Genomic DNA, 24,571 nt, shown 5'->3' on the forward strand with positions numbered 1-24,571 from the left:
TTGAACTTAGCAGGGACATTGTTAGAGCTTTTTAGAAATGTCCGGTTTTGGCTAATTAGAGATGTCCGGTTTTCGGCTTCCGGCGCACGCTGACAAAGCCCATCTACGCCCGCACAGTCCGAACCTCATAGGCATCCGCTGCGATCAGTTCTCGGTATGGCGGATTGTTTCCGCCGCGGTTAGCGCTTTGTATCGCAATGTATATGCACGGCGCTTCGATACATGCGCTTGCAAAACCGTGCCGCGTGGAAACAAGCGAGATACATCCGCGCACTCTAATGAAGTTCGCGCCGGGTTCAGGTCGATGCGCTGAATCCAATGAATCCGTTGTTATCGAATCAGGAAAACGCCATGAAAAAGGTATTCATCGTTGCAGCCTTGGTTTTCGCCGCCATTGCCGGACTCACGCAAACGCCGGCGATGGCCACGACGCCAAACAAAGCTGAAACCTTGCCAATCGAAGGAATAGTCCCGCCGTTGAATGGGGCGGTCGACTGGCTCAATTCTCCGCCGTTGAGCGTGGACCAATTACGCGGCAAGGTTGTTATCGTCAATTTCTGGACGTACTCGTGCATCAATTGCCTGCGTACCCTGCCCTATCTGAAGACGTGGTCGAAGAAATACCGCGATCAGGGGCTCGTGGTCATCGGTGTGCATACGCCCGAGTTTGCGTTCGAACGTGGGCTGGGGAACGTGAAGCGCGCAGCGCACGATCTGGGCGTTGACTACCCTGTTGCCATCGACAACAAATATGCGGTCTGGCAAGCGTTTGGGAATCAGTATTGGCCGGCGTTTTATATCGTCGATGCAACCGGCCATATCCGGTATCACCAGTTCGGCGAAGGTAACTACGACAAGTCTGAGCGAGTCGTGCGTCAACTGCTGGCAGAAGCCGGGCACGTAAGCTTGCCCACGCCCGTCGGCGTTCCGCAGGCTGCGGGGACGCAGGTTGCATCGGACGAAAGGGATTTGCTGTCGACCGAAACGTATATCGGCTACAAGCAGGCGGACGGCTTCGCATCACCGGAAAAGGTCGCGCCGGATGCCCTGAGGACTTATACCGCTCCCGCTGAATTACCACTGAATACGTGGAGCCTGCAGGGACCGTGGACTGTAAGTGGCGATCAGGCGCAGGCCGGCGCTGCATCCGGAAAAATCTCTTACCGGTTTCACGCTCGCGATCTGCACCTGGTCCTCGCGCCCGCAGCCGATGGCAAACCGGTCAGGTTTCGCGTGACCATCGACGGCGCGGCCCCCGGCGCATCGCACGGAACCGATGTCGCCGCGGACGGCAGCGGCACCATTGACAGCGTGCGCCTGTATCAACTGGTCCGGCAGGCCGGCAAGGTCGACGACCACACTTTCACCATCGAGTTTCTGGACGCCGGCGCGAAAGCCTATGCGTTCACGTTCGGCTAATAAAAGCGCCGCTTGTCTGGCCCGCAGCACGGTAGTCGATTCGCCGGCGAGGCCCCAGTTGTCGGTATCGATTTCTCCGATCACAACAATGTTGCCCCGGGTCTTCTTTCCTTGCGCGTGCGGCATTTCGTTGATTTTCTTGTCGATGAACTCGCGGATTCGAATTAGCGATTCTTGCTCAGACGCACGCATAACAATGCTGCCACCGCAAGCGCTGCGGCCGCGGTTTCAAGCGACGTCGAAAACGAATGATGCGATGCGTACATCGTATTCGCGACCAGCGGTCCGGCGATCTGCCCAATTCCGAAGCACGCGGTCATCATCGCGAGAATGCTGATCCTCATGGTGTGCGCGACGCGGCGCGCAGCGAGCATCGCGATTGTTGCCGTGCCCATGAACGTGCCGCCTACGATCAGTGCGCTGCCGAGATAACCAACCGGGTTCGCGAACACCACCGGCAACACAACACCGAACGCTTGCAACGCGAGGTTCAGAAACAGAGCGCGCCGTGTTCCAAGCCGCATGTGGATGGCGTGCCAGATAAAGCACGACGGGATTGCGCCCAGACCAAACAACGCCCAGACCTGGATTGGATCGATTGAACCGATTGCGTCCCTGACAAACAGCGGCAGGTAGGTCGCGGTAATGATGTAGCCGAAGCCGGCGAGTCCATAAAGCGCAATCAGTGGTCCGGCGCCGAGCGCGGGAAAGGATTCGTGTCCATGCAGCGCTGCACGTGTGCCGGAATCGTGAACGGGACGTGCATCGAGAGCCGGCAGAGCGATGGCGCCAAGGATCAACGCGCCGGCCGCCAGCACCCACCATAGTCCCGCGCTATGCAGACCGGAACCGCGTCCGGCGACCAGCAATTCAGATGACAACACGATCCCGATGCCAACGCCCGCATAAAGCATCGGCGCGCCGCGCGTGTGGCCGCGATGCTGCAAGAGCCAGAGCGACGCTGCAACCATGGTGACCGCGCTGACGGCGCCGGTGATTCCGCGCAATGCGATGATGAGCCACGGCACATCCAGCAGTGCCGTCACCGCGAGACAGATCGTGATACCGCCGAGCGCCGCCATGCACAGCCTGCGCGAATGCCGCGGATGCACCGCCGCGGTCAACAGCGCCCCGATCAAGTACCCGGCATAGTTTGCCGATGCGGCGAGCGTTCCCTGATGCACGGTCAGCACGGCATCGCTGACCATGACGGGATAGATACCGGTGAACGCGAAACGCCCGAACCCCATGCCGACAGCCATGACAAGTGCGGCGACCATCGCGGCCATGCCTTGACTTGCAGTCGATGAAACCTGCCGGATCGTGCTCATGATGATTTTCCTTTCCCTGCCTGCTGCTTCGACATGAATGGCGTGAGCGTTTCGCGCAGTGCGTTGAACGCTGCCGTCCGATAACCATTGCGATGAATCAGCCACGTATCCACCTTCGCCACCACATGGGTGCGTAACTTCGGTGGGTCGCGCAGCAACTCCAGCACGCTGCGCGGCACGAGCGACACGCAGCCGCCTGCCGCAACGCACGCAAGCATGCTGTGATACGAGCCGACCTCCTGAACGTCGAGCGGCGATGCACCCTGCCCGAGCCATTCCTCGGCTAGCACGCGGTAGCTGCAGCCCTGCGCGAACGCGGCGAGCGAACGCACGGCGATGTCCTCGCCCTTTCTGACGGCGCCATGCCCGGGCGGCAGCACGAGCAGGATCTCCTCACGAAAAACCGGTTCGCCATGTAGTCCCGCCGCCTCGAGATCCGCTGCTGATGCCATCTCGCCACAAGGCGGCAACGCGGCAAACGCGCAATCGATCAGACCACTCCCAACCTGCTCGATCAGTTGCCTGGATGGAGCCGTCGAAATCCTGAGTTGCACGTCCGGATATTGGACATGCAACGCCGCAAGCGGCCCCGGCAAACGCGCTGCGGCAGTGCTTTCCATAGTGCCGATCCTGAGCGTGCCCGACGGCGCCTGTGGCGCAAGCACCTGGCGCGCTTCGTCGGCAAGTGCAAGCATGCGGTTCGCGTAGCCAAGGAAGCGCTCCCCTTCGGCACTTAGCGTCAGACGATTGCCGTCACGCCGAAACAGGGCGACGCCCAGCTCTTCTTCGAGCTGCTGGATTCGAGTCGTGACGTTCGACTGCACGCGCCCGAGCCGTTTGGCGGCCCGCGTCACGCTCAGTTCTGCGGCAACTACCTGAAATATTTCAAGAACGGTGTGGTCCACGTAAATCTCTAATTGAGAACGATATAAATATGTTATTCCCAAAAAGAGATAATATGCAAGTCATGTATTTCTTTTTGCCGGCCACCGGCTTATGCCTTCCCGATCGATCGAGGTCTTCATGGATCAGCACGCGCTTGCTTCACTCAGCTATGCCGAACGCAACGCACCCTATTGGCAGCGCAATCTGTTTGTCTGTGTGTTCGGGTCGTTCACGACCCTGCTGAGCCTCAGCATGTTGTTGCCGTTCCTTCCGCTGTACGTCGAGCAATTGGGCGTGCGCACGCCCGCTGCGATCGTGCAATGGTCGGGCGTTGCATTCGGCGCGACGTTTTTTGGCACCGCAATCACCGCACCGCTTTGGGGGCGTCTCGCGGATCGGTACGGACGCAAGCCGATGCTGATTCGCGCGGCAGTCGGCATGGCTGTGGTCATGTCGCTGATCGGGCTCGCGCACAACCTGACCGAACTCGTCGTGCTGCGGCTGATCGCGGGATTGATAGGCGGGTACGCATCGGCCTCGATAGTCATGGTCGGCACGCAGGTTCCGCGCGAGCGTTCAGGATGGGCGCTCGGCGTGCTGTCCACCGGCGCGCTTGCAGGCAGTCTCGTGGGGCCGCTCGTGGGTGGTTTTCTGCCGACGTGGGTCGGCATCCGCGGCACCTTCTTCGTGGGCGGTGCGATCATTGCGATCGCGGCGTTGCTGACCATCGTCGTGGTGCGCGAAGACTTCGATCGCAGTATCGATACAAAAAAACGTGTCGACGCCTCTGCTGTTTCGATCCCATCGGTGAATCGCGGGGTGATCTTCGTTTTGCTCATCACAGCAATGATGGTCCTGCTCGCGAACATGTCGATCGAGCCGATCATCACCGTGTATATCGGGCAGCTCGATGTTTCGCGCGATCATGTTGCGCGTGTGGCGGGCGTCGTGATGGCCGCTTCAGCGCTCGGCAGCATGTTGACCGCCGCGCGTCTTGGCGCGCTTGCCGATCGCATTGGCAGTGCGAAGGTGATCATCGGGTGCCTGATTGCCACGGCCGCGGTCCTGGTGCCGCAAGCGTTCGTCACTCAATGGTGGCAGCTCGCCATTCTTCGCGGCGTGATGGGCATGACGCTCGCGGGACTGCTGCCATCGATTGCAAAGGAAGTCCGGCATGCCGTCGCCGATCACAGCTCCGGCAAGACGCTCGGCTACCTGCAGTCCGCGCAGTTCAGCGGGCAAGTGATCGGCCCGTTGATTGGCGGACAGATCGGCGCGCACGTCGGCCTGCGCGCGGTGTTCTTCGTGACAGCGTCCTTGCTGCTTGTTTGCGCGGGTTTGAATCGATGGGCGCGAGGCGCGGCGTGAAGCAGATTTAGCCGCCGAATTGCGCGTTCAGCACCTTGCCCGGCGCCGCGCCCTCGAAGCCATCGAAACGTCCTTCGGCAAGCGACTCGGCCGCGCGCATGAAACCGCCCCACGCCGCGCGCGCCAGTGCGCCGCCCACGCTCACGCGCCGCACGCCGAGCGCGGCGATGTCCTGCATGGTCAGGTCGCTGACCGAACCGACCAGCAGATTCACCGGCTTGGGCGCAACCGCTTTGACCACCGCCGCGATCTGTTCGCGCGTGGTGATGCCGGGCGCATACAGGCAATCCGCGCCCGCATCGGAATAGGCCTTCAACCTCGTGATGGCGTCATCCAGATCCGGCCTCCCCGCAAAGAAATTTTCCGCACGGCCGACGAGCAAGGTATCGCCTCCGGTTGCATCGATAGCCCTTCGTGCCGCCCGCATCCGCTCGACCGCGACATCGATGCTGAAAAGCGGCTCGTCCGCGTTGCCGGTCGAATCTTCAATCGATAACCCCGCCACGCCGGTCGCGACCGCGAGCCGCACGCTTTCGGCGACGCCGTTGGCATCGGTTGCGTAGCCGCTTTCGAAGTCCGCATTGACCGGCAAATCCGTCGATGCAACCATGTCCCGCAGATGCGCCAGGATCTGGTCGCGCGCGACGGTGTTGTCAGCGTGGCCTTGAGACCATGCGAAGCCGGAACTGGTGGTGGCCAGCGCCTTGAATCCCAGGCTTTCCAGATAGCGGGCGCTGCCCGTATCCCACGGGTTGGGAATGAGGAAACAGCCTCGCTCATGAAGGGCGCGGAAGGCAGCACGTTTTTCGGCGATAGAGCGGCTCATTTGAAGTCTCACTGTTAGCGCTTAGAGAAGTCGTAAAGAAGTCGGGCAGGCGCCCTGAGCGAAATACTACGCCTCGCGCGCACATGCGAACTCAAACCCGCCTAAGTTCCGATCGATACAAACAACTGCACCATCGGCGCCTTCGATCCACCCGGCACAGGCGCGCGCAGCGGCACGCCATACGTGCCGCGCAAATCGACGTAACGCGACCACTGGACGCGCAAGCCCGCGCCAACGCTTACCAGCGATCCATTGCTCGCTTCTGCCGGTTGATCGATGCGGTTCCATGCGTGACCGGCATCGAAAAAAACGAAGGGTTGCATCGCGATACTTGATATTCCAATGGGTATGCCCGGCGTGCGGGCTTCAGTTTGCAGGTTCCAGCCGCGGTCGCCCAGCACGACGTACGGATCGTAGCCGCGCACACTGGTCTCGCCGCCGAGGCCGAGTTCTTCGCTCGGCAGCAAGGTATTCGGTGTCCACTGAAATGTACCGCGCGCGCTCAACGCAAAACCTGCGCCTAACGCGAAGTCGTGTTGCCCCCCAAGTTGCAAGTACGCGTATCGCGCGGTGGCGCCTTGGCGCGCGGTAGTGAAAGCAGCGTTGCTGTTGTCTGCATCTAGGCCGCCCGGACTCGCCACGAGCGTGATGTTCGCGCGCGCCAGGCCGAGATCGTCGGGCTTGCTGATGGAATACGACGCGAGGAACTGATGCACGTGCACGTTCGAATTGAAGACCTGAAAACCGCCGAACTCGAGATCGTTGTTGGTGCGCTTGAAGTCGTAGCCGAACTGCATCTGCTGGTTCCAGTCGCCGGTCGGTGGCAACAGCCAGTCGTATCGAATACTTGCTTGAGCCGAGATGCCGGTCTGGCCGTAACTGTCGGGAAGCCTCGGCGTGCTTTGCGCATAGACGCCGAACAATTCGATGCGGTCGTGCCACGGCAGTGGCGCCGAATAGTTCAGTGAATGCGCCATGAAGCGCGCACGATCAGGGCGCCCTTCTATCTGTGGATTACCGCCGAAAATGTCGTTGCTCGCGGTGAATTGATAAGCGATCTGCTGATCGAGCCCAAACAGATTCCCATAGTCGATGCCAGTGAAAAAGCGGTCGCGGCCAAGTTGCGGAACGCCGGCGTTGTCGTAGCCGGCGTTGATGCGCAGCGGCAGACGGTCATCGGTTTGAAGAAGCACGTCCGTGGAATTCGCGGCCGTGCCCGGTGCATAGACCACATCCACGCGCCTGTATGGGTTCGCGTTGAGCAACGCCAGTCCCGAAGAAACGTCTGATTGGAGGATCGGTTGGCCGGGTCGCAAAGGCATTTCGCTCGTCAACAAGGCATCGGAGAAATAGCGGTTGCCGCTTGCGCGCACTTGCCCAAGCCGAAACTCGGCGATGGCAATGCGCACCACTCCATCGGTGACGTCCTGTTCCGGTACGAAGACATCGACGAGCGGTTTGCCCGCAGCCCGATAACGCTCGACGACCGCACGACGTATTTGCGCGAGGCGCTCGAAAGTCAGCGGCTTGCCGAGGTCAGGCTGGAAGGTCTGCAGGAAGGCGGTATCGAGAACGGGCAGATCGTCGGCGCTGATCTTTGCTTGCGGCGCTGATGTGCCGACCGATCCGGCGGGCACGAAGATCAAGGCCGCGAGCGACGGCACCGCGACCTGCGTTGCCTGCGGCGAATCAACGACCCTGGGCGGCGGCGCCTCGCGCTTGATGCTGGAAGGTGGCGTTTGCGGCGCGACATCACGATACGACTGCGCGTAAGCAGATACGGACAGCGCTGCCGCAGCCGCGCACGACGCTTTCAACAAGCGCCGCACGTTACGTGGTTCAACGCCACGTTCAGTTAGCAATCTGCCAGCGCAGGACAGGATGCGTGGCCCCGGCGGGCAATGCCCATACGCCGGTGGAACTGAAATCGTAGGTCGGGCCGAAGCTCGCCGGCGTGCTCATCTGCGCCGTGGTGAGTCCGGTCGCCGCCGACGTGCCCGTTCCGCTGTACACACCTAGCGCCGCGTGGGTGGTATCGACGTTCCAGAACACGTCTTTTGCGATGGTCCCGTCGTTATTGCTTGCAATGCCGAGCGCAGGCGGCCCGAACCCCGGCAAGACGGAAGTCGTGACCGCGCCCGTCGCAAAGGACTGTTCGATCGTGCCCGAGTTGCGCTGGACGAGCGCGGCGCTGCCGGCATCGCACGGTCTGCCATTGAAGCCACACGTATTTGGCATGAAGGTGACGGGAGCGGTTGTGTACGACTGCGTGATCAGGCCTTCGTTGTTCCCGACCAGTCCGCCGCCGCCCGAGCCGTGACCGAAGGCGTTCACCGATCCCGCCTGAAATGGCGGCCTGACCACGCCGTTATCCGATGAATACGATTGCCGTATGACACCGGTCGCGCCATTCAGCCCGACCAGTCCGCCGACCTGCCCTTCCGTTGAAATGATGACATCGCTTGCGGATCGCGTGACCGTACCGAAGTTCTCGCCGACAAGACCGCCCGTCGTCCGGTTGATGTCGCCCAGCGAACTGATGCTGCCGCTCGTGTGCGCGTTCGCGATCGTGCCGTAGTTATAGCCGGCCAGAATACCGAAGCCGCCGTACTCGCCCATTGCGAGTGACCCGTTGCCGTCCACGCTGATGTTGCGCACAACACCCGTCTTGCCGATAACCCCAAACAGGCCGCTCGCGTCTTCTTCGGGCACAGGGCCGTTGCGCGGCGCGACCAGCGTGCTTGTAGTGAGTTGAAGTTTGGAGACCGTATGTCCCATGCCTTCGAATTGCCCCGTAAAGGGCGTGGCGGCCGAGCCTATCGGAACGTAGGTACCCGGACCGAAAAGCGGCGTGGTGGCGTCGATGTCTTTGCCGAGTGCGTAATTGCCCGCGAGATCCGACGATATCCCGACCAGTCCGTCGAGCGAATTGATCAGCCTGTAACCCGTAACCTGCGTGACGAGCCCGCTTTCGGCGGCGGCCGTCCATGCGGCGTTAACGGTGATCACGCCCGGCGCATAGCTGCCGTTCATGTCATAGAACGAGCGGACAAAGCCCGTGCTGCCCGACCAGTCGATGACGCCCTGGTTCGCAACGCTGCCGTTGTTATCGATGCCTGCTGCATCCGCTCGCAGGCTCAGGTTTCCCCCGCCGGTGTTCTTGAGCGTCGTGCCGGGTGCGACGGTCACGTTATGAAACGCCACGAGCGACAGCGCCGCAGGCCCCTGCCAGATCATGTTCGATACCGCGTTCAAATCGCCGCTTGCACCGTTCGTGCCGGTCGCCGTTGCGTCCACGGATGTTCCCGCGTTGAGGCTGCGCACGAATGCGCCGGCCGTGGCGGTATCGACGGTAACGCTTGGGGTCGAGACGTTCCAGAGACCAGCCTGGACCGTGGCATCGGCCGCGAGCGTGAGGGTGTTCGCGAGCGTGTCGACGGTGCCGCCGCTGCCGTCGGCGTTCGTTGCCGTGATGGTGCCCTGCTGCGTCACGTGGCCGTTATCAGCAACGAGCCAGATGTGGCCATCGCGCGTGGCGGTGCCGGTTGCACGGACCCGCGTGCCGCCGCCTGCGAGCGCGTAGATGTTGCCGTCCGCCGCCTCGAGGTTGATCTGCGCGGCCTGCGTGACGCCGCTATCGACTACGGTCCCTTTGCTGCCTGCGAGCACGAAGACCTGCCTGCTGCTCGAAGACTCAAACAACACCACCTGCTGGCCCGCGGCATACTCGGCCGTACCGTTCGGCGCGCTTACCGTCCCGGCATTCACCACCGCATCACGCGCAATCAGGAAGACATCGCCACCGCTCGAACTGATCTTGCCGAGGTTCACGACTTTCGCGCCGGTATTGCCGGACAGCGTGAGCGTGCCGCCATTCATGAAAGCGGTATTGGGCAAGTCGAGCGTGGAGGCGACAAAGCGGCCACCTGTGGTGACCACGCCATTCGCGCCCACGAGAATGCCTTGCGGGTTGATCAAGTAGAGGCTGCCAGTTGCACTGAGGCTGCCGAGAATGGCCGAGGGCGAGCCGCCGGTCACGCGGTTGAGCGTCGCGCCCGAGCCGTTATTGATGGTGACGCTATTGCCCTGGCCGATAGAAAAGCTGCGCCAGTCGATCACGCCACGCGTTGAACCGGGTTGCGTGATGACAATCCCGTTCGTGCTCCCGGCGATAGACCCCTGCCCGCTCACGAACTGGCCGCCTTGCGGCAACGGTCCGCCGGCGAAGGCGACAGGCGCGAACATGACCGATGCGAACGGCACGGCAAACAGCACCGTGAGCCTCGCGCGCGTATGGCGCGGGAATTGTGACGTCGCGATCATTCGGCATACTAATGGAGACAGCATGTTGATCTCCGTTGCACGAATGCGGGTGAGCCGTGGCGCGGCGCACCATCACATTCGATCAGCCGGTCACCGGAAATGTCGCGCGGGCGGCCAAAGGAGAATAGCAGATGAGATGAAAAATCAAAGCGCGTTTATCGGACAATTACTGTTCGAAATGGGACGCGAACGCTCGGCGCCACCGAGGAAAAATGACTCATGTCAGTCGCGCGGCGGATGTTCTTACCGTTAGACGGTCAGACCGGCTTGCCTTCGCTCGATGCCCAATTCGGCATGAGCGTGTTGGTCGGCAGGGTTTCATCGACCATTTTTTTGGCCGTCTGTATGCCTGCGACCGGCAGACCCGTTGGATCGAGCACGCCGATCTGCACCAGCACCGAAGCCTGATCCCAGTAGATGTGCTCGTTATAAAGCTTGTCGCCGCGAAACCGGATCACGGCCAGCATGGGGACCTCGAAGTACTTGCCGGTGGGTTCAAGTCCCGGTAACAACCAGTCGATCTCGCGATCATGCGTGGCGCAAAACACGAATTCATCGACAACCCGGTCCGAGCCGATGGTTCGCGATACCGGAATCAGTCGCGTATCGGCAGGATTGGAATCGACGAAATGATACTTGTAGAACCGCTTCAATTGATCGTGCCCGACACCGCCCGTCATGGTGGGAACGTGGTTGACGTAGGGCTCCGCCACCATGGTCGGCATGACGGCATTCACGTCGCGCGTACCGAATTCGTAGTAGCAATGCATCTCCCACAAACGGTTCAGGTCGTACACGGGCCCCAGCACCTTGCGCAGCAAGGACAGGGTTCGCGAATACGCCATCAAGGCCGCGGGTTTGTCGTAGTGATCGCGCTCGGGTGTCGCGAATGCGTGGTCGCAACCTGGGTAGACATAGTGTTCGATCAGCGGCTTGCCGGCGAACTCGGCCTCGAGTTTCGCGCGGGCGTCGGGAGGCGTGAGCGTGTCGTTTTCGGCGAAGTGGAAGACCATCGGGCATCGAATGGTGGCAATTTCGCCGAGATAAGCATCGAGATTCACGCCGTAGTAACTCACCGCACAATCCACGTCCATGCTTGCCGCCGTGCGCATGGCGAGACGACCGCCGAGGCAATAACCAATCACACCAAGCTTGCCCGCTTGCTCGGGTAACGCGCGTAATGCCGCGAGAGTTGCGGAGATATCGTCGAGCGCTTTCGACTCGTCGAATCGCGTGTTGTAGTCGAGCGCGGTAGCGAAATCTGCATCGCCATATCCGAGCACGACGCCTGGTTTCATGCGCCAGAAAAGATCCGGCACGAGCACGACGTAACCTTCTTCAGCGTAGCGATCGGCCATCGACTTCATGTAGTCGTTGATGCCGAAAATTTCCTGCAGCAGTACTAGACCTGGACCCGAACCCTGCGCAGGCTTCGCGAGATAAGCCGTAAAACGGCCGCCGTCCTGCGCCGTGATTTCAATCGTCTGACTGCTCATGTCGTCCTCGTTGTTCATTTGATCGATGGATCGATGATGCCTGCCTCGCCCTGAAGGGCATAGTGTCTAACGACTATCCTCCAATGAAATCGGTCATTGGCGCTTTAGCGCTAAAGCAGTTCGGCGTTGCCGCGTAGCTTCATATTTTACTTTCCTCAAAATCCGGGCCGGGTTTTTCTCAAACGGGTGCTGCAGGCAGTGTGCTCAGTATCTCGTGAAGCTCGTTGGCAAAGATCACCGGGTCGCTTGCATAGCTCACGTGATGACCAATCATCTCGACGCAAGGACACGGCAATTCACGTGCCAACAGGCGAGCGGTCTGCGCATAGAAAGCGTCTGCGCTTGCACGACCCACGGCGGTGACCATTGGCACGCCACCTCGGCGCAACGCATCGAGATCGGGAATGAAACGGTTGATAACGTTGAATTCATGCGCCAGGAAACGATCGAAGTCACCCCCCTCCTGATCAGGCGGCTCAATCGCGGCGGAAGGCAAACCCACGAACGATGTCGCAAACAATTTCATTGCCGGGGCGCCGCCTTGCGCAAGATATGTGTCGTACACACTGTCGAAAAATTTTCTCCACTCCGGGCCATCCGGCAAGATGTCGCTGACAGGCGGCTCATGATCGACCAGCCCGCGAACCAGATGCGGATGGTCCTGGGTCAGTTTCAACGCAATGTTGGCACCGGCGCTATTGCCGAACACGTAGGCCGGTTCGCTCCCCATTGCGCGAATGACAGCTGCGGCATCCCGACCTTGTTGGGCCATGTCTAATTTGGATTGCTTGTCTCCGGTGCTACGCGCGTTCGCGCGACGGTCGTAGCGAACCACCGTGTAACGGTCAGCCAAGTGACTTGAAAGCCCGATGAAACGACTGCTGTCGCCGTTACCCCCGACGATCAGCAAGAGCAAGGGTCCTTGCCCCTCGACGTCATAAGCAATGTCGGCGCCCTCGGTGTGGATCGTTCTGAATTGTTTCATGCTGTAGTCCTGATTAAATTGAGATGGTATCGTGCAACGAAGTGCTCGACGCGCGATGCCATGAACCACGTGCTCACCAAAGAAGCGATGAGCATCGGCAGTATGATCATACCAATTGAAGTCTGACTATTGGTCGAGCGTCATGCCGGCTCTGTTATGCAAGCTTCGCTTCGCGTGAACGCAATGGACGTTCTTCGGGCGTATCGAGAACCAGACGCCCGAACTCCTTCGCCGCCAGCGTCTTTTCGCCTTTGCCCCACAGCAGCCTGAACTCCGCGTCGGGCAATGCGGGCAAACCGTATTTCCCGTCGACCACGGCAATGCCCGGCTCCAGGTCGTCACGAGTCAACACCGTGATCCCAAGTCCGGCCATCACGGCCGCACGAATACCCGACTGACTCGACGATGTAAACGCGACATGCCAGTCGACCGGCAGGGTATCGAGTGTTTCGACCGCCACGCGACGGTTCACGCAAGGCGCCGGAAAAAACGCCAGGGGCAACGACGCGCCGTCACGCAACTCGAATGATTCCGCCGCCGCCCATACGAAGCGCGTACGTCGTAACACGATCCCTTCGTCGCCGCTTCCGTGCTTGTGGTTCCGCTTGCACAACACGACTGCGAGATCGAGTTCCTGCGCTGCGACCATCGCTTCAGAGTCGATACTCATGCCAACGCTCACATCGAGCCGCACGTTCGGGAACGCCCGCGAAAACTGCGTCAGCAACACGGGCAAGCGTTCACCCATGAAGATATCGGGTGCGCCAAATCGCACCACGCCCGATGCCGGCGATGAATGAAAACGGCGTGTGACCGCCTGCATTGCGTCGAGGATCTGCGTGGCGTAGCGCAAAAAATCTTCGCCGTCCTCGGTGAGCGTCAGGGCGCGCGTCGTGCGATAAAGGAGCGGCCTGCCCACTTCTTCTTCAAGCCGCCTGATTTGATGACTGATGGCCGATTGCGTCAGGTTCAGCCGGCGGGCGGCCTTGGTGAAGCCACCTGCCTCGGTGACAGCTATAAACGCGCGCAGCAAGCCTGGATCAAGATTCATGGTCGTCCGAATGATGAAGTGATTTACTGGATCATAGTAAATTAAATCATTTCCGTCATGGCAGCAGATTGCCGAGAATGGGTAATACACCCCTTTCCGGTAACTTGTCATGGATGCTTTGCCTCGCGTCACCGCATCGAAACAGCTCGCCCTTACGTTGTTGCTTGCCGCAGTAATCGCCGCGACCTACGGCTTTGGCGTGTATCTGTTTCCGGTTGTTCTGCCCGCGATGAAGCACGATCTTGGTTTCGGCTACGCGCAGGCCGGCTATATCACGGCGGCACGACAACTCGCCAACGTGGCAATGGCCTTGCTGTCCGGCTTCGCCGCATCGCGTTTCGGCGCCGCAAGGGTCATGCTGGTGGCGACCGTGTTATCGGCGACAGGACTTGCGTGCCTTGCTTTCGTCCATGGACCCTGGCTCTTGGGCGTGGTGCTCGTTGCGCTCAACGCGAGCGCGGCGGCAACATGGGTTCCCATGATGGCGCTCGTTGCGCCATTGATCGATGAACATCATCAAGCGAAAGCAATTGGCGTGATTGGCAGCGGCACGAACTACGGCGTGTTGCTCAACGGGCTCATGGTGCCGGCGTTGATGGGGGCGTGGGGATGGCGTTCCGTGTGGCTCGCAAGCGCGGTGGTTACGGCCTTGCTGAGCGTTGTGATCGTGCTGCTGTTTGCGCGGCTTGGACGGCCGGAAACGCGCGTGAAAGTGCAGCCACGGGCCGAACGTCCGCGTTTCGAAGTGCGGACAATGTTTTCGCGGCGCTGGATGCTGGTGTATGCGATTGCGTTGCTGTCGGGCTTTGCCGGCGTGCCCTTCATCACCTACTTTTCGGCCTATGCACACGACGACCTTCATTTAGGACTCGATGTCACCGCGCACGCCTGGGCGATCGTTGGATTCGTTGGCGCGGTAAGCGGCCTGACGCTTGGCATGATCGGCGACGCGCAATCTCCTGCAGGACAACCGCAACGTGACGGCATGCGCACGGCCCTCGTCAGCGCAGGAGTTTTGCTGTTGTGTGCATCGGTCATAGCGGCATCGCGTCCCGGCGTTCATGCGTTGATGATTGCAGCGGTGGCGTTCGGCTTTTCGTTCTTCCCGCTTTTCGGCTTGCTGCATGCCTATGTCGGCAAGACGAGCGAGCCGGCGCTCGCGGCTATTGTGTGCGGTATTTGCGAAGCGTCGTTTGGCGTTGGCGGCGCGCTGGGCAACGTGCTGGGTGGCTTGTGCAAAAGCGTGGCCGGATCGTTTCAGCCGGTGTATGTGGTCACGGCCGTGGCGTCAGTGATGGCGGTTGGATTGAGCTGCCTTGTGCCGGGCGTGCGGCGAGCGCCATCGGCAAACCGATGCGCACTCGCCGACTTTCCCCGATGATCCGGCGCTTCAGGTAATCGCGCCGATCTGCCACGGCACGAACTCGTTTTGCCCGTACCCGTGCACTTCGCTCTTCGATAACGTGCCGGAAGCCGTTTCCAGCATCAGTTCGAAAATCTCCTGACCAAGTTCATCAATGCTCTTCTCGCCGTCGAGAATCGAACCGCAGTTCAGGTCGATATCCTCTTCCTGACGCTTCCACAAAGCGGTGTTCGTGCTGAACTTGAGCGATGGCGACGGTGCGCATCCGTATGCAGAACCACGTCCTGTAGTAAAGCAAATCAGGTTTGCGCCACCCGCGACCTGGCCCGTTGCCGACACCGGGTCGTAGCCCGGCGTGTCCATGAAAACAAGTCCACGTGCGTTGACATGCTCGGCATATTTGTAGACATCGACGAGATTCGTGGTGCCGCCTTTCGCCACCGCGCCGAGTGATTTTTCAAGGATCGTCGTGAGGCCGCCTGCCTTGTTGCCCGCCGACGGATTGTTGTTCAGGTCGGCGTTCATGCGCGCGCAATATTCTTCCCACCAATGAATACGCTCGACGAGCTTGTCGCCTACTTCCTTCGACACCGCCCTTCGCGTCAGCAAATGTTCCGCGCCGTAGATCTCCGGCGTCTCCGACAAAATCGCGGTGCCGCCATGCGCGACAAGACGATCAACGGCCGCGCCCAAAGCCGGGTTCGCCGTGATCCCCGAGTAGCCGTCCGAGCCGCCGCATTGCAAGCCGATCACGAGATGGCTTGCATCGACACGTTCACGCACGATCTCGTTCGCTTCCACGAGCATCACCTTGATCGCTTCAATACCGGCCGCCACCGTGCGTGCCGTGCCGCCCGTTGCCTGGATCGTCATGGTCTTCAGCCGGGCGCCTGTTTCAAGGTGCTGTTCCTGCAAAAGCCCGTCGATCTGATTGGTCTCGCAACCAAGTCCGACCAGTAACACGCCGGCGAAATTCGCGTGCCGCGCATAACCGCCGAGCGTACGGCGAAGCATCTGCAGCGCCTCGCCTTCGGAATCGACGGCGCACCCCTGGCCATGCGTGAGCGCGACCACGCCATCCACATTCGGAAATGCCGCGAGCGCTTCAGGATGTACATCGCGACGAAAGTAATCGGCGATAGCGCGCGCGGCCGTGGCCGAGCAATTCACCGACGTCAGCACCCCAATGTAGTTACGCGTCGCGATGCGTCCGTCGGGACGGCGAATGCCGAGGAACGTTGCGGGTTGCAGCGCGCGTTGCGTGGGTTTTGCATCCTCGCCGAATGCGTAATCGCGATCGAAATCGCCCATCGCGAGGTTATGCACATGCACGTGTTCACCGACTTCGATGTCGCGCTTCGCAAAGCCGATGATCTGCCCGTAGCGTCGAACCGCTTGCCCTTGCGAAACCGCTTTGACGGCCACCTTGTGCCCCGCCGGAATCAGGCCGCGAACAGTGATGTCGCCATCGGCGAGCTGCATGCCCGCGACGAGTTGATGACGCGCGATGAGGACATCGTCGATGGCATTCAGACGAACCGTCGCCGAGTTTGAAGGTGTCGTTTCAACTGCTGATTTCATATTCGTTGCTCCGTCAATTTAGCGGGCCTGCGCCATTCAGCGAGAAACCGTTTTCGATGCAGCCATCTGACCCGCTTCCTGCCGGCGCCCTTTCATCCCGATGCTCAGCAGCAACAGCACGCCGATCACACCCGCCACCGCCAGCGCGCCCATGCCCGCACGCTGACTTTGAAAGAAGGTCTCTACAGCGGTCTTCAACGTTGGCGCAATAAATCCGCCAAGGTTGCCCAATGCGCCGATCATGGCAATTCCGCTTGCCGCAGCCGTCCCGCTCAGATAAGCCGTAGGCAACGTCCAGAAAAGCGGCTGCACGACAACGAATCCCACCGTCGCAATGCAAAATGCGAACAGCACGGGCACGAGATGCGTGCCCATCGTCGAGAATCCGATGCCCGCTGCGGCCATGACCAGCATCACCACCGCAACTTCGCGATGCTTGCCGCGGGCATCCGCGTAACCGGTTACGAAGCGCAACGCAACCAGCGCACAGAACCAAGGAATGGCGGTCAGAAAGCCCACCTTCGCGCCGATCGCCGTTCCCGTCAATTCGGATATACGCGTCGGCAGATAGAAGATCACGCCGTACACGCTGACCTGGATCGCGAAGTAAATGGCGACGAAACGCAGCACGTTCCAGTTCGCGAGAGCAGCAAGCGCGGTCGATGGACCATGCGCAACCTTTTGCCGATCCTCCGCCGCGATGGCCGATTCAAGCGCGTCTTTCTCGGCATTGGTCAGCCACTTCGCCTGACGAGGTTTGCTCACGAGATAGAAGAACGCGATCACGCCTACAATCGAAGCAGCGATCCCTTCGATCAGGAACATCCACTGCCAGTTGCGCAGTCCGAGCAAACCGCCCATGACTTCCATCAGATAGCCGGACAAGGGGCTGCCGAGCACGAGCGCAACAGGTACGCCGAAATAGTAGATGCCGAGCGCCTTACCGCGTTCGCGCGCCGGAAACCAGTAGGTCGAGTAAAGGATCACGCCGGGAGAAAAACCCGCTTCGGCCACGCCGAGGATAAAGCGCAATACATAGAAAGCGGTCTCGTTGTGCGCGAACATCATGGCCGCCGACGCGAGGCCCCAGGTCACCATGATCCGGCTCAACCAGACCTTCGCGCCCACGCGGTGCAGCATCATGTTGCTTGGAATCTCGAACACCGCATAGCCGATGAAAAAGATCCCCGCGCCCAGCGCGAACGCCGCGTTGCCAATGTTCGAATCGACCTGGAGCGCCTGCTTGACAAAGCCGACGTTGGAACGGTCGAGCATGGAAAGCGCGAACATCAGCGCGAGAAATGGCGTGAGGCGCAGCCGCGCCTTGCGCACGGCGCTCGCCAACGGCTGTGACGAGAGGGCCTGAGTCTGCATGTGTGCTGTCTCCATCGTGAGGACGCCGGATCCACCCCGGTCTATTTCATCTGGCACACCTTAAGCCACTCGCCAATAAACATCCAATCGCTTATTGGCTACAATCGATTCCATCCGGTTATGAGTCGATGCGCGTTTACCCTTCATTCGCCCTTTGTTCGCCCTCCATGTCCAGACCTTCTGCCCTGCTTCCATCGACCATTCTTGGCCGCCTGCGATACCGGCACCTGCAGATGCTGGACATCCTCGGACGAACCCGCAACATGCGCGTCACCGCCGAGCAGATGCACATCACGCAGCCCGCAGCCACGAAAATTCTCGGCGATATAGAAAGCCTGCTGGATGCACAACTCTTTGAACGTTTGCCGCGCGAGATGCGCCCCACCGAGCTCGGTCAACTGGCGTTGCGCTATGCGAACACTGCACTGGGCGATCTCGGGCGCTTCATGAGCGAGTTCACGACGCTGAAGAACGGCGGTTATGGGCACATCACGGTCGGCGCGATATCGGCTTCGGCGGCGCAACTCGTGACGGCGGGTATCGGCGAGATCCGGCGGCAGCGGCCTCAACTCGTCGTGAAGCTGTTCGAACTCAGCAGCGATCAACTTGCAATCTGGCTCGACGAAAAGAAGATCGATGTCATGGTCGGCCGCCTGACCGAGCCGCGTCATCATGCGCTGTTCGACTTCGAGGTTCTCGCCGCCGAACCGGTTTGTGTGGTGGCGGGAAGCCATCATCCGCTATTAAAAAAGCGCAAGCTGGACCTGGCCGATCTCGCCGCGTGGCCGTGGATTCTTTATCCGCAGGCTACGGCGATCAGGCAGTTATTCGAGGAGACCTTTGCAGCAGCGGCCATTCCTGTACCGGTCGGGATGGTGGAACTGACATCGATATTTTCGGCGCTGGAACTCTTGCAGGCTACCGACATGATCTCGCTGCAGCCGCAGGCGGCAGTGGAGAAGTACGTGAACAACGGCTTGCTGGGACAGCTCCCGGTTCCCATCCGCCGCGTCATGACGAGCTATGGAATCGTGACACGCAAGCACGAATTGCCTGCACAACCGGTGCAGGAATTCATCAGCATATTGCGATCGCTTGCGGCCGAAAAAGAAAAGCCCTGAGCGTTATTTCGATGATACCTGGACCAGCGCATCGATCGCAATTGCGTATCCCTTCACGCCCAGGCCAACAATAATGCCGCGTGCCGCCGGCGAGATAAACGAGTGATGCCGGAACGATTCGCGTGCATGCACGTTCGAGATATGCAATTCGATCAATGGGACGCTCGCGCCCTTGATCGCATCATGCAACGCGACAGATGTGTGCGTGTAGGCGCCCGGATTCATCACGACGCCAAGCATGGTGCCCGCAGCGACTTCGCGACCTGCCTCATGAATCCAGTCTATCAGCACGCCCTCGTGATTCGACTGTCGGCATTCCACCGTCACACCCAACTTGTCGCCGGCTTCCTTGCATAGCGTCTCCACGGACGCGAGTGTGTCGTGTCCGTATTGATCTGGCTCGCGCAAACCAAGCAGGTTCAGGTTGGGACCGTTGATCACCAGTACCTTCTTCATGATTTCGGCCTCAGTATTTGATCGTGGAAACGGCGCGCAACTCATCCGCCGTGGCTGTGCCGAAGCCGAAGAATTCCAGATACGCGGGAATCATCTCGAAGAGCATGTCTGTCCCGACCTGGACCGCGCAGCCCTTCTCTTTCGCCGCCCGCAAAAGCGGCGTGTACTCCGACTTCATCACGACCTCGCCCACGAACGTGGACGGCGAGATCCGGTCGATATCGAACGGCAGCGGATCGTTCTCCTTCATGCCGATGGGCGTCGCGTTGACCACCACGTCGTAACCGGCCGGGTCTTTCGAACCAGTTGTCACTTCAAGTTCGGGATAGTGTTTGCGCAGACGCTCGGCCAGTGCATCGGCGGATGCGGTGTTGGTATCGAAAAGCGCGAGTCCCGATACCCCTCCAGCCGCCAGCGACGCCGCAATGGCCGAACCCACACCGCCGCTGCCCAGCACAAGCGCTCGTGCGCCTTTCAACGAACGGCCTTTGCGTTCCACACCACGCGTGAACCCGGCGCCGTCGAACTGATCGCCGAGCAAGGTTCCGTCCGGGCGCAGCAGGATCGCGTTGCAGGCGCCCGCGATGCGCGCGGTAGGCGTGAGTTCATCGACCAGACTTGTAGTGGTCACCTTGTGCGGCATGGTGACGAGCGCGCCGCGAATGTTGCTTAGCCGGAACAACGACTTCAGGAACACGGCGTAGTCGTCGGGCCTGACGCCCATCGGAACCACCACTGCGTCAATGCCCTTTTGCTCGAACCACGGGTTGTAGATCATCGGCGCCTTGAACGTTTCCGTCGGGTAGCCAAGGTGCGCAATAAGGGTAGTTTTTCCGCTGATCATCGCTGCAAGCCTTTAAGGAATTCAATCTGCAATTTCAACGCGGCGTACATCGCCGACAATGAATATGTACGACAGCGCGCCAACGATCGCCGCCGCGCCCACGTATGAAAGCGCGTAGAAGAACGAGCCCGTCTTCGCGACGATCAGGCCGATCACGAGCGGCGTCACAATGCCCGCGAGGTTCGCGCAAAAGTTGAAGATGCCGCCCGTCAGTCCCATCAAATTCTTCGGCGCGATGTCCGAGATCAACGTCCAGCCAAGCCCGACCATGCCTTGCCCGAAGAACGCGATGGAGAGAATGGTGATGACAAGTGCGTCGCTGCTGACATAGTTCGCGGCGATGATCGTCGATGCCCCGAGCAAGCCGAAAATGATCGGCAACTTGCGTGCAATGTTGGCTGAGCCAGTGCGCTTGAGCAGGAAGTCGGAGACCCAGCCGCCGAACATTACGCCAACCGCGGCAGCAAGGAACGGCATCACCGCGAAGAAACCGACCTTGAGCCAGCCCATGTGCCGCTCGGTAGCAAGGTACGTGGGAAACCATGTGAGGAAAAAGACCAATGTGGTATTGCCCGCGAACTGGCCAAGGCATGCACCGGCAATTTGACGGCGCTTGAGCAGCTTGCCGACGTTGCCCCACGAGAACGCCATGGTCTGCTGGCCGCCTGCAGGCTCAAGACCGCCGCCCGCTGAAATGTAGTCCAGCTCGGCCTGATTCACCGTTTTCGAATCATGGGGTTCGCGATAAAACAACCACCAGACGATCCCGAACACAATGCCGATCACTCCCACCACGATGAACAACGCGCGCCAGCCGAAGTTGCCCATGATCCAGAACAGTGCGGGTGCAAAACACGCAAGGCCGAGATACTCGCCGACGGTATAGATGCCTGTTGCCCGCGCTCGTTCATGCTGCGGGAACCATGTGGCGACCACACGGCTGTTGACCGGAAAACACGGCGCTTCACTCACGCCAAGCCCGAAGCGAAACAGCAGCAATGACTTGAGTCCGACGGCGAAGCCCTGCATCAACGTGAAGAACGACCAGAATGTCAGCGCGAGAAAGTAAGTGACCTTGCTGCCGAAGCGATCCAGAAAAACACCGCCCGGGATCTGCGCCAATGCATATGTCCAGGAGAACGCGGAAAAGACGATCCCCATCACGGCGGCATCGATACCCAGTTCCTTCGTCATGGTCGGTGCTGCAATGCCGAGCACCGTGCGGTCGAGATAGTTGATCATCGTGCCGACTGCCAGCAGCGCGAGGATCACGAACCGCGTGCGCGAGCGCGTGCGAACCGCCGCCGGCGCGGCAGTATGAACCGCATGGGATTGATGAACGTCTTGCATGGCGCGTCTCCTGGACCAGGGTATTGGAACCCCGCTCTGCGGTTCGATCTGCGAGCGATGTAGTTGGCTTGATAACTTGTCTGTTAGAAGCGGTGGATGATACCCACGCCTGCCGCAAACTGTCCTTGTGACGATGACGGCGCAGACTGGAAGCCGTCTCCAAGAACGGCCGTTGCATTGATCACGCTCGCCGCGCCCGGCGTGCCCAGCGTCTGACCATGGGCGCGCTGATAGGCCTGCAGTGCGTACAAGCCCGTACGCTTGGAGAGCGAGTAATACTCGGACAAGTTGAACTGATGGTATTGCGCCACGCTGTCGATGCCGTTCGCCTTGGTGGCGCGCGTGTAGCTGTAGCCGGTCGCCAGGTCGAGCGTCGTGGCCGGACGCCAGTGCAGCACGGCGCCGGCGGTGTTGAAGATGGCGGTATCGTGGAAACGCGAATTGATGCCCGGGATGTATTGCACGTTCGAGTAAGTCGCCGACACATCCCACGAACTGTTGAACGTGTAGCCACCGCCGACCGCAATGCGCTGCTGCGCCTGTGCCGTCTGATAGCCGTTGGTCACCGCCGATACCCCCGACTGTCCGGCCGAGTTCGTGGTGGAATCGGCACCGAATGCCCCGCCGCCCGGCGTCGAGTTGTTGATGCGCGTGATGCCCGCCGCAATCCCGACCGGACCATTCGCGTATTGGATCGCGCCGCTCCAGGTCGAGCCCTGGTTCACGCTTCCCGGAACCCCCGCGAATGAATAGGAGCCGCTGACGGTGATCCCGTACAGTTTCGGCGAGGTATAGACGAGCGAGTTATTCGCGCGATAGATGGTGTCGAGTTCGTCCAGATCGCCCGGATGCGCGCCGAAGAAACCGGTGAGCCAGGTGGTCGGGCTATATGGGGAAAGCAGCGTGTAGTACGACGTGTATTGGCGGCCAGCCGTGAAGGTACCGTATGCGGGGTTGGTCAAGCCGACCCATGCTTGCCGGCCGAACATGGCGTTGGTGTATTGCTGGCCACCCGTTGCGCTATTGAATCCGGATTCCAGCTGAAAGATCGCCTTGTTGCCGCCGCCGAGGTCTTCGGCGCCCTTCAGGCCGAAGCGGCTGCCGGCCCAGACGCCCGATGTCATGCGAATATTCGAACGGCCGCCTTGCGTGGAACCGAGCGTCGTCGAACTGTTTTGATAAGTCAGCGAGTTATCGACAATGCCGTACAGCGTCACACTGGTTTGCGCATGCGCCGACGCTGCTGCGGCAACGGTGATTACGACAGCGGTTCCCGCCTGTTTGATTTGCTTCATATTTGTCTCCTTCCGAATCCGTGTTTTTTGGGTGTACACATGGAACGCTTGAAGAACAGTTTGTTCAGCGTTCCTAATCTATTGAGTTGGTTTGTCAAAGCGTCAGAACATTTAGAGCGCGTCGAGCAGTCTTTATTGCAATGCCGCTTTCTGGACGCGCCGGTATGTGTTCACAATAAAGTGACGTTGAAACCCGGGCAACGGAATATTAGGGGGCGCGTGTGTTTATCGGACGCTTTCGTTCGATAATCGCGCACTACTCGGGTTTGCACTAGGCGTTTCGCGACCTGCGTTGCCTGCTGTACGGTGCACTCCAATCAAGCTTCTCGTGCTTTTCCCAGCGCAATCAGATTGCCTTCGCCGAACCCTTCCCCCCCGCGCCGCTCGACGATTTCAAAGAACATATCGCCCGCTTCATGTTGAATGAATGTCTGCAAGAAGAGCTTTGGCGTGCCATCGGCGGCGATAAGGCCATCGACAAGAATGCCTCGCGAGCGCAACGCGTCCACATCCAGGCCGTGACCCGGCAAGCGTTCATCGAGTTGTTCGTAGTATTTGGACGGCGGCTGCACGAAGCGCATGCCGCGTGCGCGCAGTACATCGACGGAAGCGAAGATGTTCTTTGAAGCCAGCGCAATATGCTGCACGCCCTCGCCGCTATGGTCGGGCAGATAGTCCTGCATCAGGCTCGTGCGGTACGTGCCTTCTTCATACACCGGAATGCTGAACGTCTGGCACGGCGACACGATCACGGGCAGATCCTGCGCAACTTTCCAGTCGGGATGGATTGCGTGGATTTCTTTGAAATGCAGGACCTGCAGATAAAATTCGAGCCAGTCGGCAAGCCGCCCCGCACCGACCGTCTGCGTAAAGTGATCGACTTTGACGAGGCCGGCGTCGTTGTCATGCAGCGCGGTTTGTGCGGTCTGTGCGTCGAGCCAATTGAAATCGATGTCGTAGATTGACTTCGCTTTTTCGCTCGGTGGCGCGTTCCGGCCTTCCCAGTGATCCACGAAATAGATATGCGAATCGCCGATACCCTGAATGGCGGGAATCATCAGCTCGTTTGGACCGAGCCGTTCGCCTTCGAAATCCCAGGCCCCGGAATCGACGGCGCGTTCGTGCGATGTAGGCGCGTCGAACACGCGCAGTCCGATCGCGCAAATGCCCACGCCATGTGTTTCTGCAAAGCGCGTGGCGAATGAATCGTCGTCGGCGTTGACGAGGAAATTCATGTTCCCCTGCCGATACAGCGTGACGTCCTTGCTGATATGGCGTGCCACTCGGGCAAAGCCGAGTTGCTCGAAGAGCGCGCGCAGGCGTTTAGGGTCGGGGCTGGAAAACTCGACGAATTCGAGGCCCGCGACGCCTAACGGATTATCGCCATCCATCGGAGGTTGCGCCGAGGCAGCGTCAGGCAGGGAAGCATCGTGGTTCATCGAAAATCACCTCAGAGAAAGTCCGCTCACATTCGCCTGAAGCGCGGTAATCGGTTATCTCCGA

General features: G+C 60.1%; 18 protein-coding genes and 1 pseudogene. 4 read left to right on the plus strand and 15 right to left on the minus strand.

What is annotated here, in order from left to right; all coding sequences use genetic code 11:
• Positions 1 to 450: 450 nt before the first annotated feature.
• Positions 451 to 1,419 (plus strand): annotated as a pseudogene (locus HB633_RS11400) (thioredoxin family protein); the annotation flags it as partial.
• 164 nt (positions 1,420 to 1,583) lie between these two features.
• On the opposite strand, the gene HB633_RS11405 reads toward HB633_RS11400, so the two are convergent.
• Both HB633_RS11405 and HB633_RS11410 read right to left on the minus strand, forming a co-directional pair.
• A complete protein-coding gene (locus HB633_RS11405; RefSeq protein ID WP_255580885.1) occupies positions 1,584 to 2,750 on the minus strand; it encodes a YbfB/YjiJ family MFS transporter in 1,167 nt (388 codons plus the stop codon).
• Entirely contained in the window at positions 2,747 to 3,655 is a 909-nt protein-coding gene (locus HB633_RS11410; RefSeq protein ID WP_213778233.1) for a LysR substrate-binding domain-containing protein, read from the minus strand. Before HB633_RS11410 ends, HB633_RS11405 begins: the two co-directional genes overlap by 4 nt.
• Before the next feature lie 118 nt (positions 3,656 to 3,773).
• Here HB633_RS11410 and HB633_RS11415 point away from each other — a divergent pair, with 118 nt between their 5' ends.
• Positions 3,774 to 5,003: an MFS transporter gene (locus HB633_RS11415; protein WP_255580886.1), complete on the plus strand. Its 1,230-nt coding sequence runs from the start codon at positions 3,774 to 3,776 to the stop codon at positions 5,001 to 5,003.
• Positions 5,004 to 5,010: 7 nt separating this feature from the next.
• Here the strand turns inward: HB633_RS11415 and HB633_RS11420 are convergent, their stop codons facing one another.
• The 6 genes from HB633_RS11420 to HB633_RS11445 form a co-directional block, all read right to left on the minus strand.
• Entirely contained in the window at positions 5,011 to 5,829 is an 819-nt protein-coding gene (locus tag HB633_RS11420) for an isocitrate lyase/phosphoenolpyruvate mutase family protein (RefSeq protein ID WP_213778235.1), read from the minus strand.
• 101 nt (positions 5,830 to 5,930) lie between these two features.
• Positions 5,931 to 7,658, minus strand: coding sequence for a ShlB/FhaC/HecB family hemolysin secretion/activation protein (locus HB633_RS11425; RefSeq protein WP_213778622.1), 1,728 nt, complete (start codon positions 7,656 to 7,658; stop codon positions 5,931 to 5,933).
• Between the two features lie 22 nt (positions 7,659 to 7,680).
• Positions 7,681 to 10,074 carry a filamentous hemagglutinin N-terminal domain-containing protein gene (locus HB633_RS11430; protein ID WP_255580911.1) on the minus strand — a complete coding sequence of 798 codons (2,394 nt, stop codon included), beginning with the start codon at positions 10,072 to 10,074 and terminating at the stop codon, positions 7,681 to 7,683.
• Between the two features lie 335 nt (positions 10,075 to 10,409).
• Positions 10,410 to 11,648 carry a dienelactone hydrolase family protein gene (locus HB633_RS11435; RefSeq protein ID WP_213778237.1) on the minus strand — a complete coding sequence of 413 codons (1,239 nt, stop codon included), beginning with the start codon at positions 11,646 to 11,648 and terminating at the stop codon, positions 10,410 to 10,412.
• A 178-nt stretch (positions 11,649 to 11,826) separates the two neighbouring features.
• Complete coding sequence (locus HB633_RS11440) at positions 11,827 to 12,702, minus strand: alpha/beta hydrolase (RefSeq protein WP_213778238.1); 876 nt, start codon at positions 12,700 to 12,702, stop codon at positions 11,827 to 11,829.
• 85 nt (positions 12,703 to 12,787) lie between these two features.
• Positions 12,788 to 13,684 (minus strand): LysR substrate-binding domain-containing protein, encoded by an 897-nt coding sequence (locus tag HB633_RS11445; RefSeq protein WP_213778239.1) that lies wholly within the window; start codon positions 13,682 to 13,684, stop codon positions 12,788 to 12,790.
• Positions 13,685 to 13,793: 109 nt separating this feature from the next.
• On the opposite strand from HB633_RS11445, the gene HB633_RS11450 reads away from it, so the two are divergent.
• Positions 13,794 to 15,065: an MFS transporter gene (locus HB633_RS11450; protein WP_213778240.1), complete on the plus strand. Its 1,272-nt coding sequence runs from the start codon at positions 13,794 to 13,796 to the stop codon at positions 15,063 to 15,065.
• Positions 15,066 to 15,074: 9 nt separating this feature from the next.
• On the opposite strand, the gene HB633_RS11455 is transcribed toward HB633_RS11450, so the two are convergent.
• Together HB633_RS11455 and HB633_RS11460 are read right to left on the minus strand one after the other, a co-directional pair.
• Entirely contained in the window at positions 15,075 to 16,628 is a 1,554-nt protein-coding gene (locus HB633_RS11455; protein WP_213778241.1) for an altronate dehydratase family protein, read from the minus strand.
• 36 nt (positions 16,629 to 16,664) lie between these two features.
• A complete protein-coding gene (locus HB633_RS11460; RefSeq protein ID WP_213778242.1) occupies positions 16,665 to 18,002 on the minus strand; it encodes an MFS transporter in 1,338 nt (445 codons plus the stop codon).
• 167 nt (positions 18,003 to 18,169) lie between these two features.
• Between HB633_RS11460 and HB633_RS11465 the strand changes: the two genes are divergently transcribed.
• Complete coding sequence (locus tag HB633_RS11465; RefSeq protein ID WP_213778243.1) at positions 18,170 to 19,123, plus strand: LysR family transcriptional regulator; 954 nt, start codon at positions 18,170 to 18,172, stop codon at positions 19,121 to 19,123.
• A gap of 3 nt (positions 19,124 to 19,126) precedes the next feature.
• On the opposite strand, the gene aroQ is transcribed toward HB633_RS11465, so the two are convergent.
• The 5 genes from aroQ to HB633_RS11490 all read right to left on the minus strand — a co-directional run bounded on the left by aroQ (position 19,127) and on the right by HB633_RS11490 (position 24,507).
• Positions 19,127 to 19,579: a type II 3-dehydroquinate dehydratase gene (gene aroQ / locus HB633_RS11470; RefSeq protein ID WP_213778244.1), complete on the minus strand. Its 453-nt coding sequence runs from the start codon at positions 19,577 to 19,579 to the stop codon at positions 19,127 to 19,129.
• A gap of 10 nt (positions 19,580 to 19,589) precedes the next feature.
• Entirely contained in the window at positions 19,590 to 20,423 is an 834-nt protein-coding gene (locus HB633_RS11475) for a shikimate dehydrogenase (RefSeq protein WP_213778245.1), read from the minus strand.
• 21 nt (positions 20,424 to 20,444) lie between these two features.
• Positions 20,445 to 21,773, minus strand: coding sequence for an MFS transporter (locus tag HB633_RS11480; protein WP_213778246.1), 1,329 nt, complete (start codon positions 21,771 to 21,773; stop codon positions 20,445 to 20,447).
• Positions 21,774 to 21,856: 83 nt separating this feature from the next.
• On the minus strand, positions 21,857 to 23,068 hold the full coding sequence (locus HB633_RS11485) for a porin (RefSeq protein WP_213778247.1): 1,212 nt from the start codon (positions 23,066 to 23,068) through the stop codon (positions 21,857 to 21,859).
• A gap of 317 nt (positions 23,069 to 23,385) precedes the next feature.
• Positions 23,386 to 24,507, minus strand: a complete 1,122-nt coding sequence (locus HB633_RS11490; protein ID WP_213778248.1) for a VOC family protein — start codon at positions 24,505 to 24,507, stop codon at positions 23,386 to 23,388.
• Between the last annotated feature and the right edge of the window lie 64 nt (positions 24,508 to 24,571).

Source organism: Caballeronia sp. dw_276 (assembly GCF_018449635.1).
In the GTDB taxonomy this organism is placed as follows: domain Bacteria; phylum Pseudomonadota; class Gammaproteobacteria; order Burkholderiales; family Burkholderiaceae; genus Caballeronia.

Excerpts from the sequence above, each read along its gene's own strand:
- HB633_RS11405 (WP_255580885.1), bottom strand. The coding sequence starts at position 2,750 with ATGAGCACGATCCGGCAGGTTTCATCGACTGCAAGTCAAGGCATGGCC.
- HB633_RS11415 (WP_255580886.1), top strand. The coding sequence starts at position 3,774 with ATGGATCAGCACGCGCTTGCTTCACTCAGCTATGCCGAACGCAACGCA.
- HB633_RS11420 (WP_213778235.1), bottom strand. The coding sequence starts at position 5,829 with ATGAGCCGCTCTATCGCCGAAAAACGTGCTGCCTTCCGCGCCCTTCAT.
- HB633_RS11430 (WP_255580911.1), bottom strand. The coding sequence starts at position 10,074 with ATGTTCGCGCCTGTCGCCTTCGCCGGCGGACCGTTGCCGCAAGGCGGC.
- HB633_RS11435 (WP_213778237.1), bottom strand. The coding sequence starts at position 11,648 with ATGAGCAGTCAGACGATTGAAATCACGGCGCAGGACGGCGGCCGTTTT.
- HB633_RS11445 (WP_213778239.1), bottom strand. The coding sequence starts at position 13,684 with ATGAATCTTGATCCAGGCTTGCTGCGCGCGTTTATAGCTGTCACCGAG.
- HB633_RS11450 (WP_213778240.1), top strand. The coding sequence starts at position 13,794 with ATGGATGCTTTGCCTCGCGTCACCGCATCGAAACAGCTCGCCCTTACG.
- HB633_RS11455 (WP_213778241.1), bottom strand. The coding sequence starts at position 16,628 with ATGAAATCAGCAGTTGAAACGACACCTTCAAACTCGGCGACGGTTCGT.
- HB633_RS11460 (WP_213778242.1), bottom strand. The coding sequence starts at position 18,002 with ATGCAGACTCAGGCCCTCTCGTCACAGCCGTTGGCGAGCGCCGTGCGC.
- HB633_RS11465 (WP_213778243.1), top strand. The coding sequence starts at position 18,170 with ATGTCCAGACCTTCTGCCCTGCTTCCATCGACCATTCTTGGCCGCCTG.
- aroQ (WP_213778244.1), bottom strand. The coding sequence starts at position 19,579 with ATGAAGAAGGTACTGGTGATCAACGGTCCCAACCTGAACCTGCTTGGT.
- HB633_RS11475 (WP_213778245.1), bottom strand. The coding sequence starts at position 20,423 with ATGATCAGCGGAAAAACTACCCTTATTGCGCACCTTGGCTACCCGACG.
- HB633_RS11480 (WP_213778246.1), bottom strand. The coding sequence starts at position 21,773 with ATGCAAGACGTTCATCAATCCCATGCGGTTCATACTGCCGCGCCGGCG.
- HB633_RS11485 (WP_213778247.1), bottom strand. The coding sequence starts at position 23,068 with ATGAAGCAAATCAAACAGGCGGGAACCGCTGTCGTAATCACCGTTGCC.
- HB633_RS11490 (WP_213778248.1), bottom strand. The coding sequence starts at position 24,507 with ATGAACCACGATGCTTCCCTGCCTGACGCTGCCTCGGCGCAACCTCCG.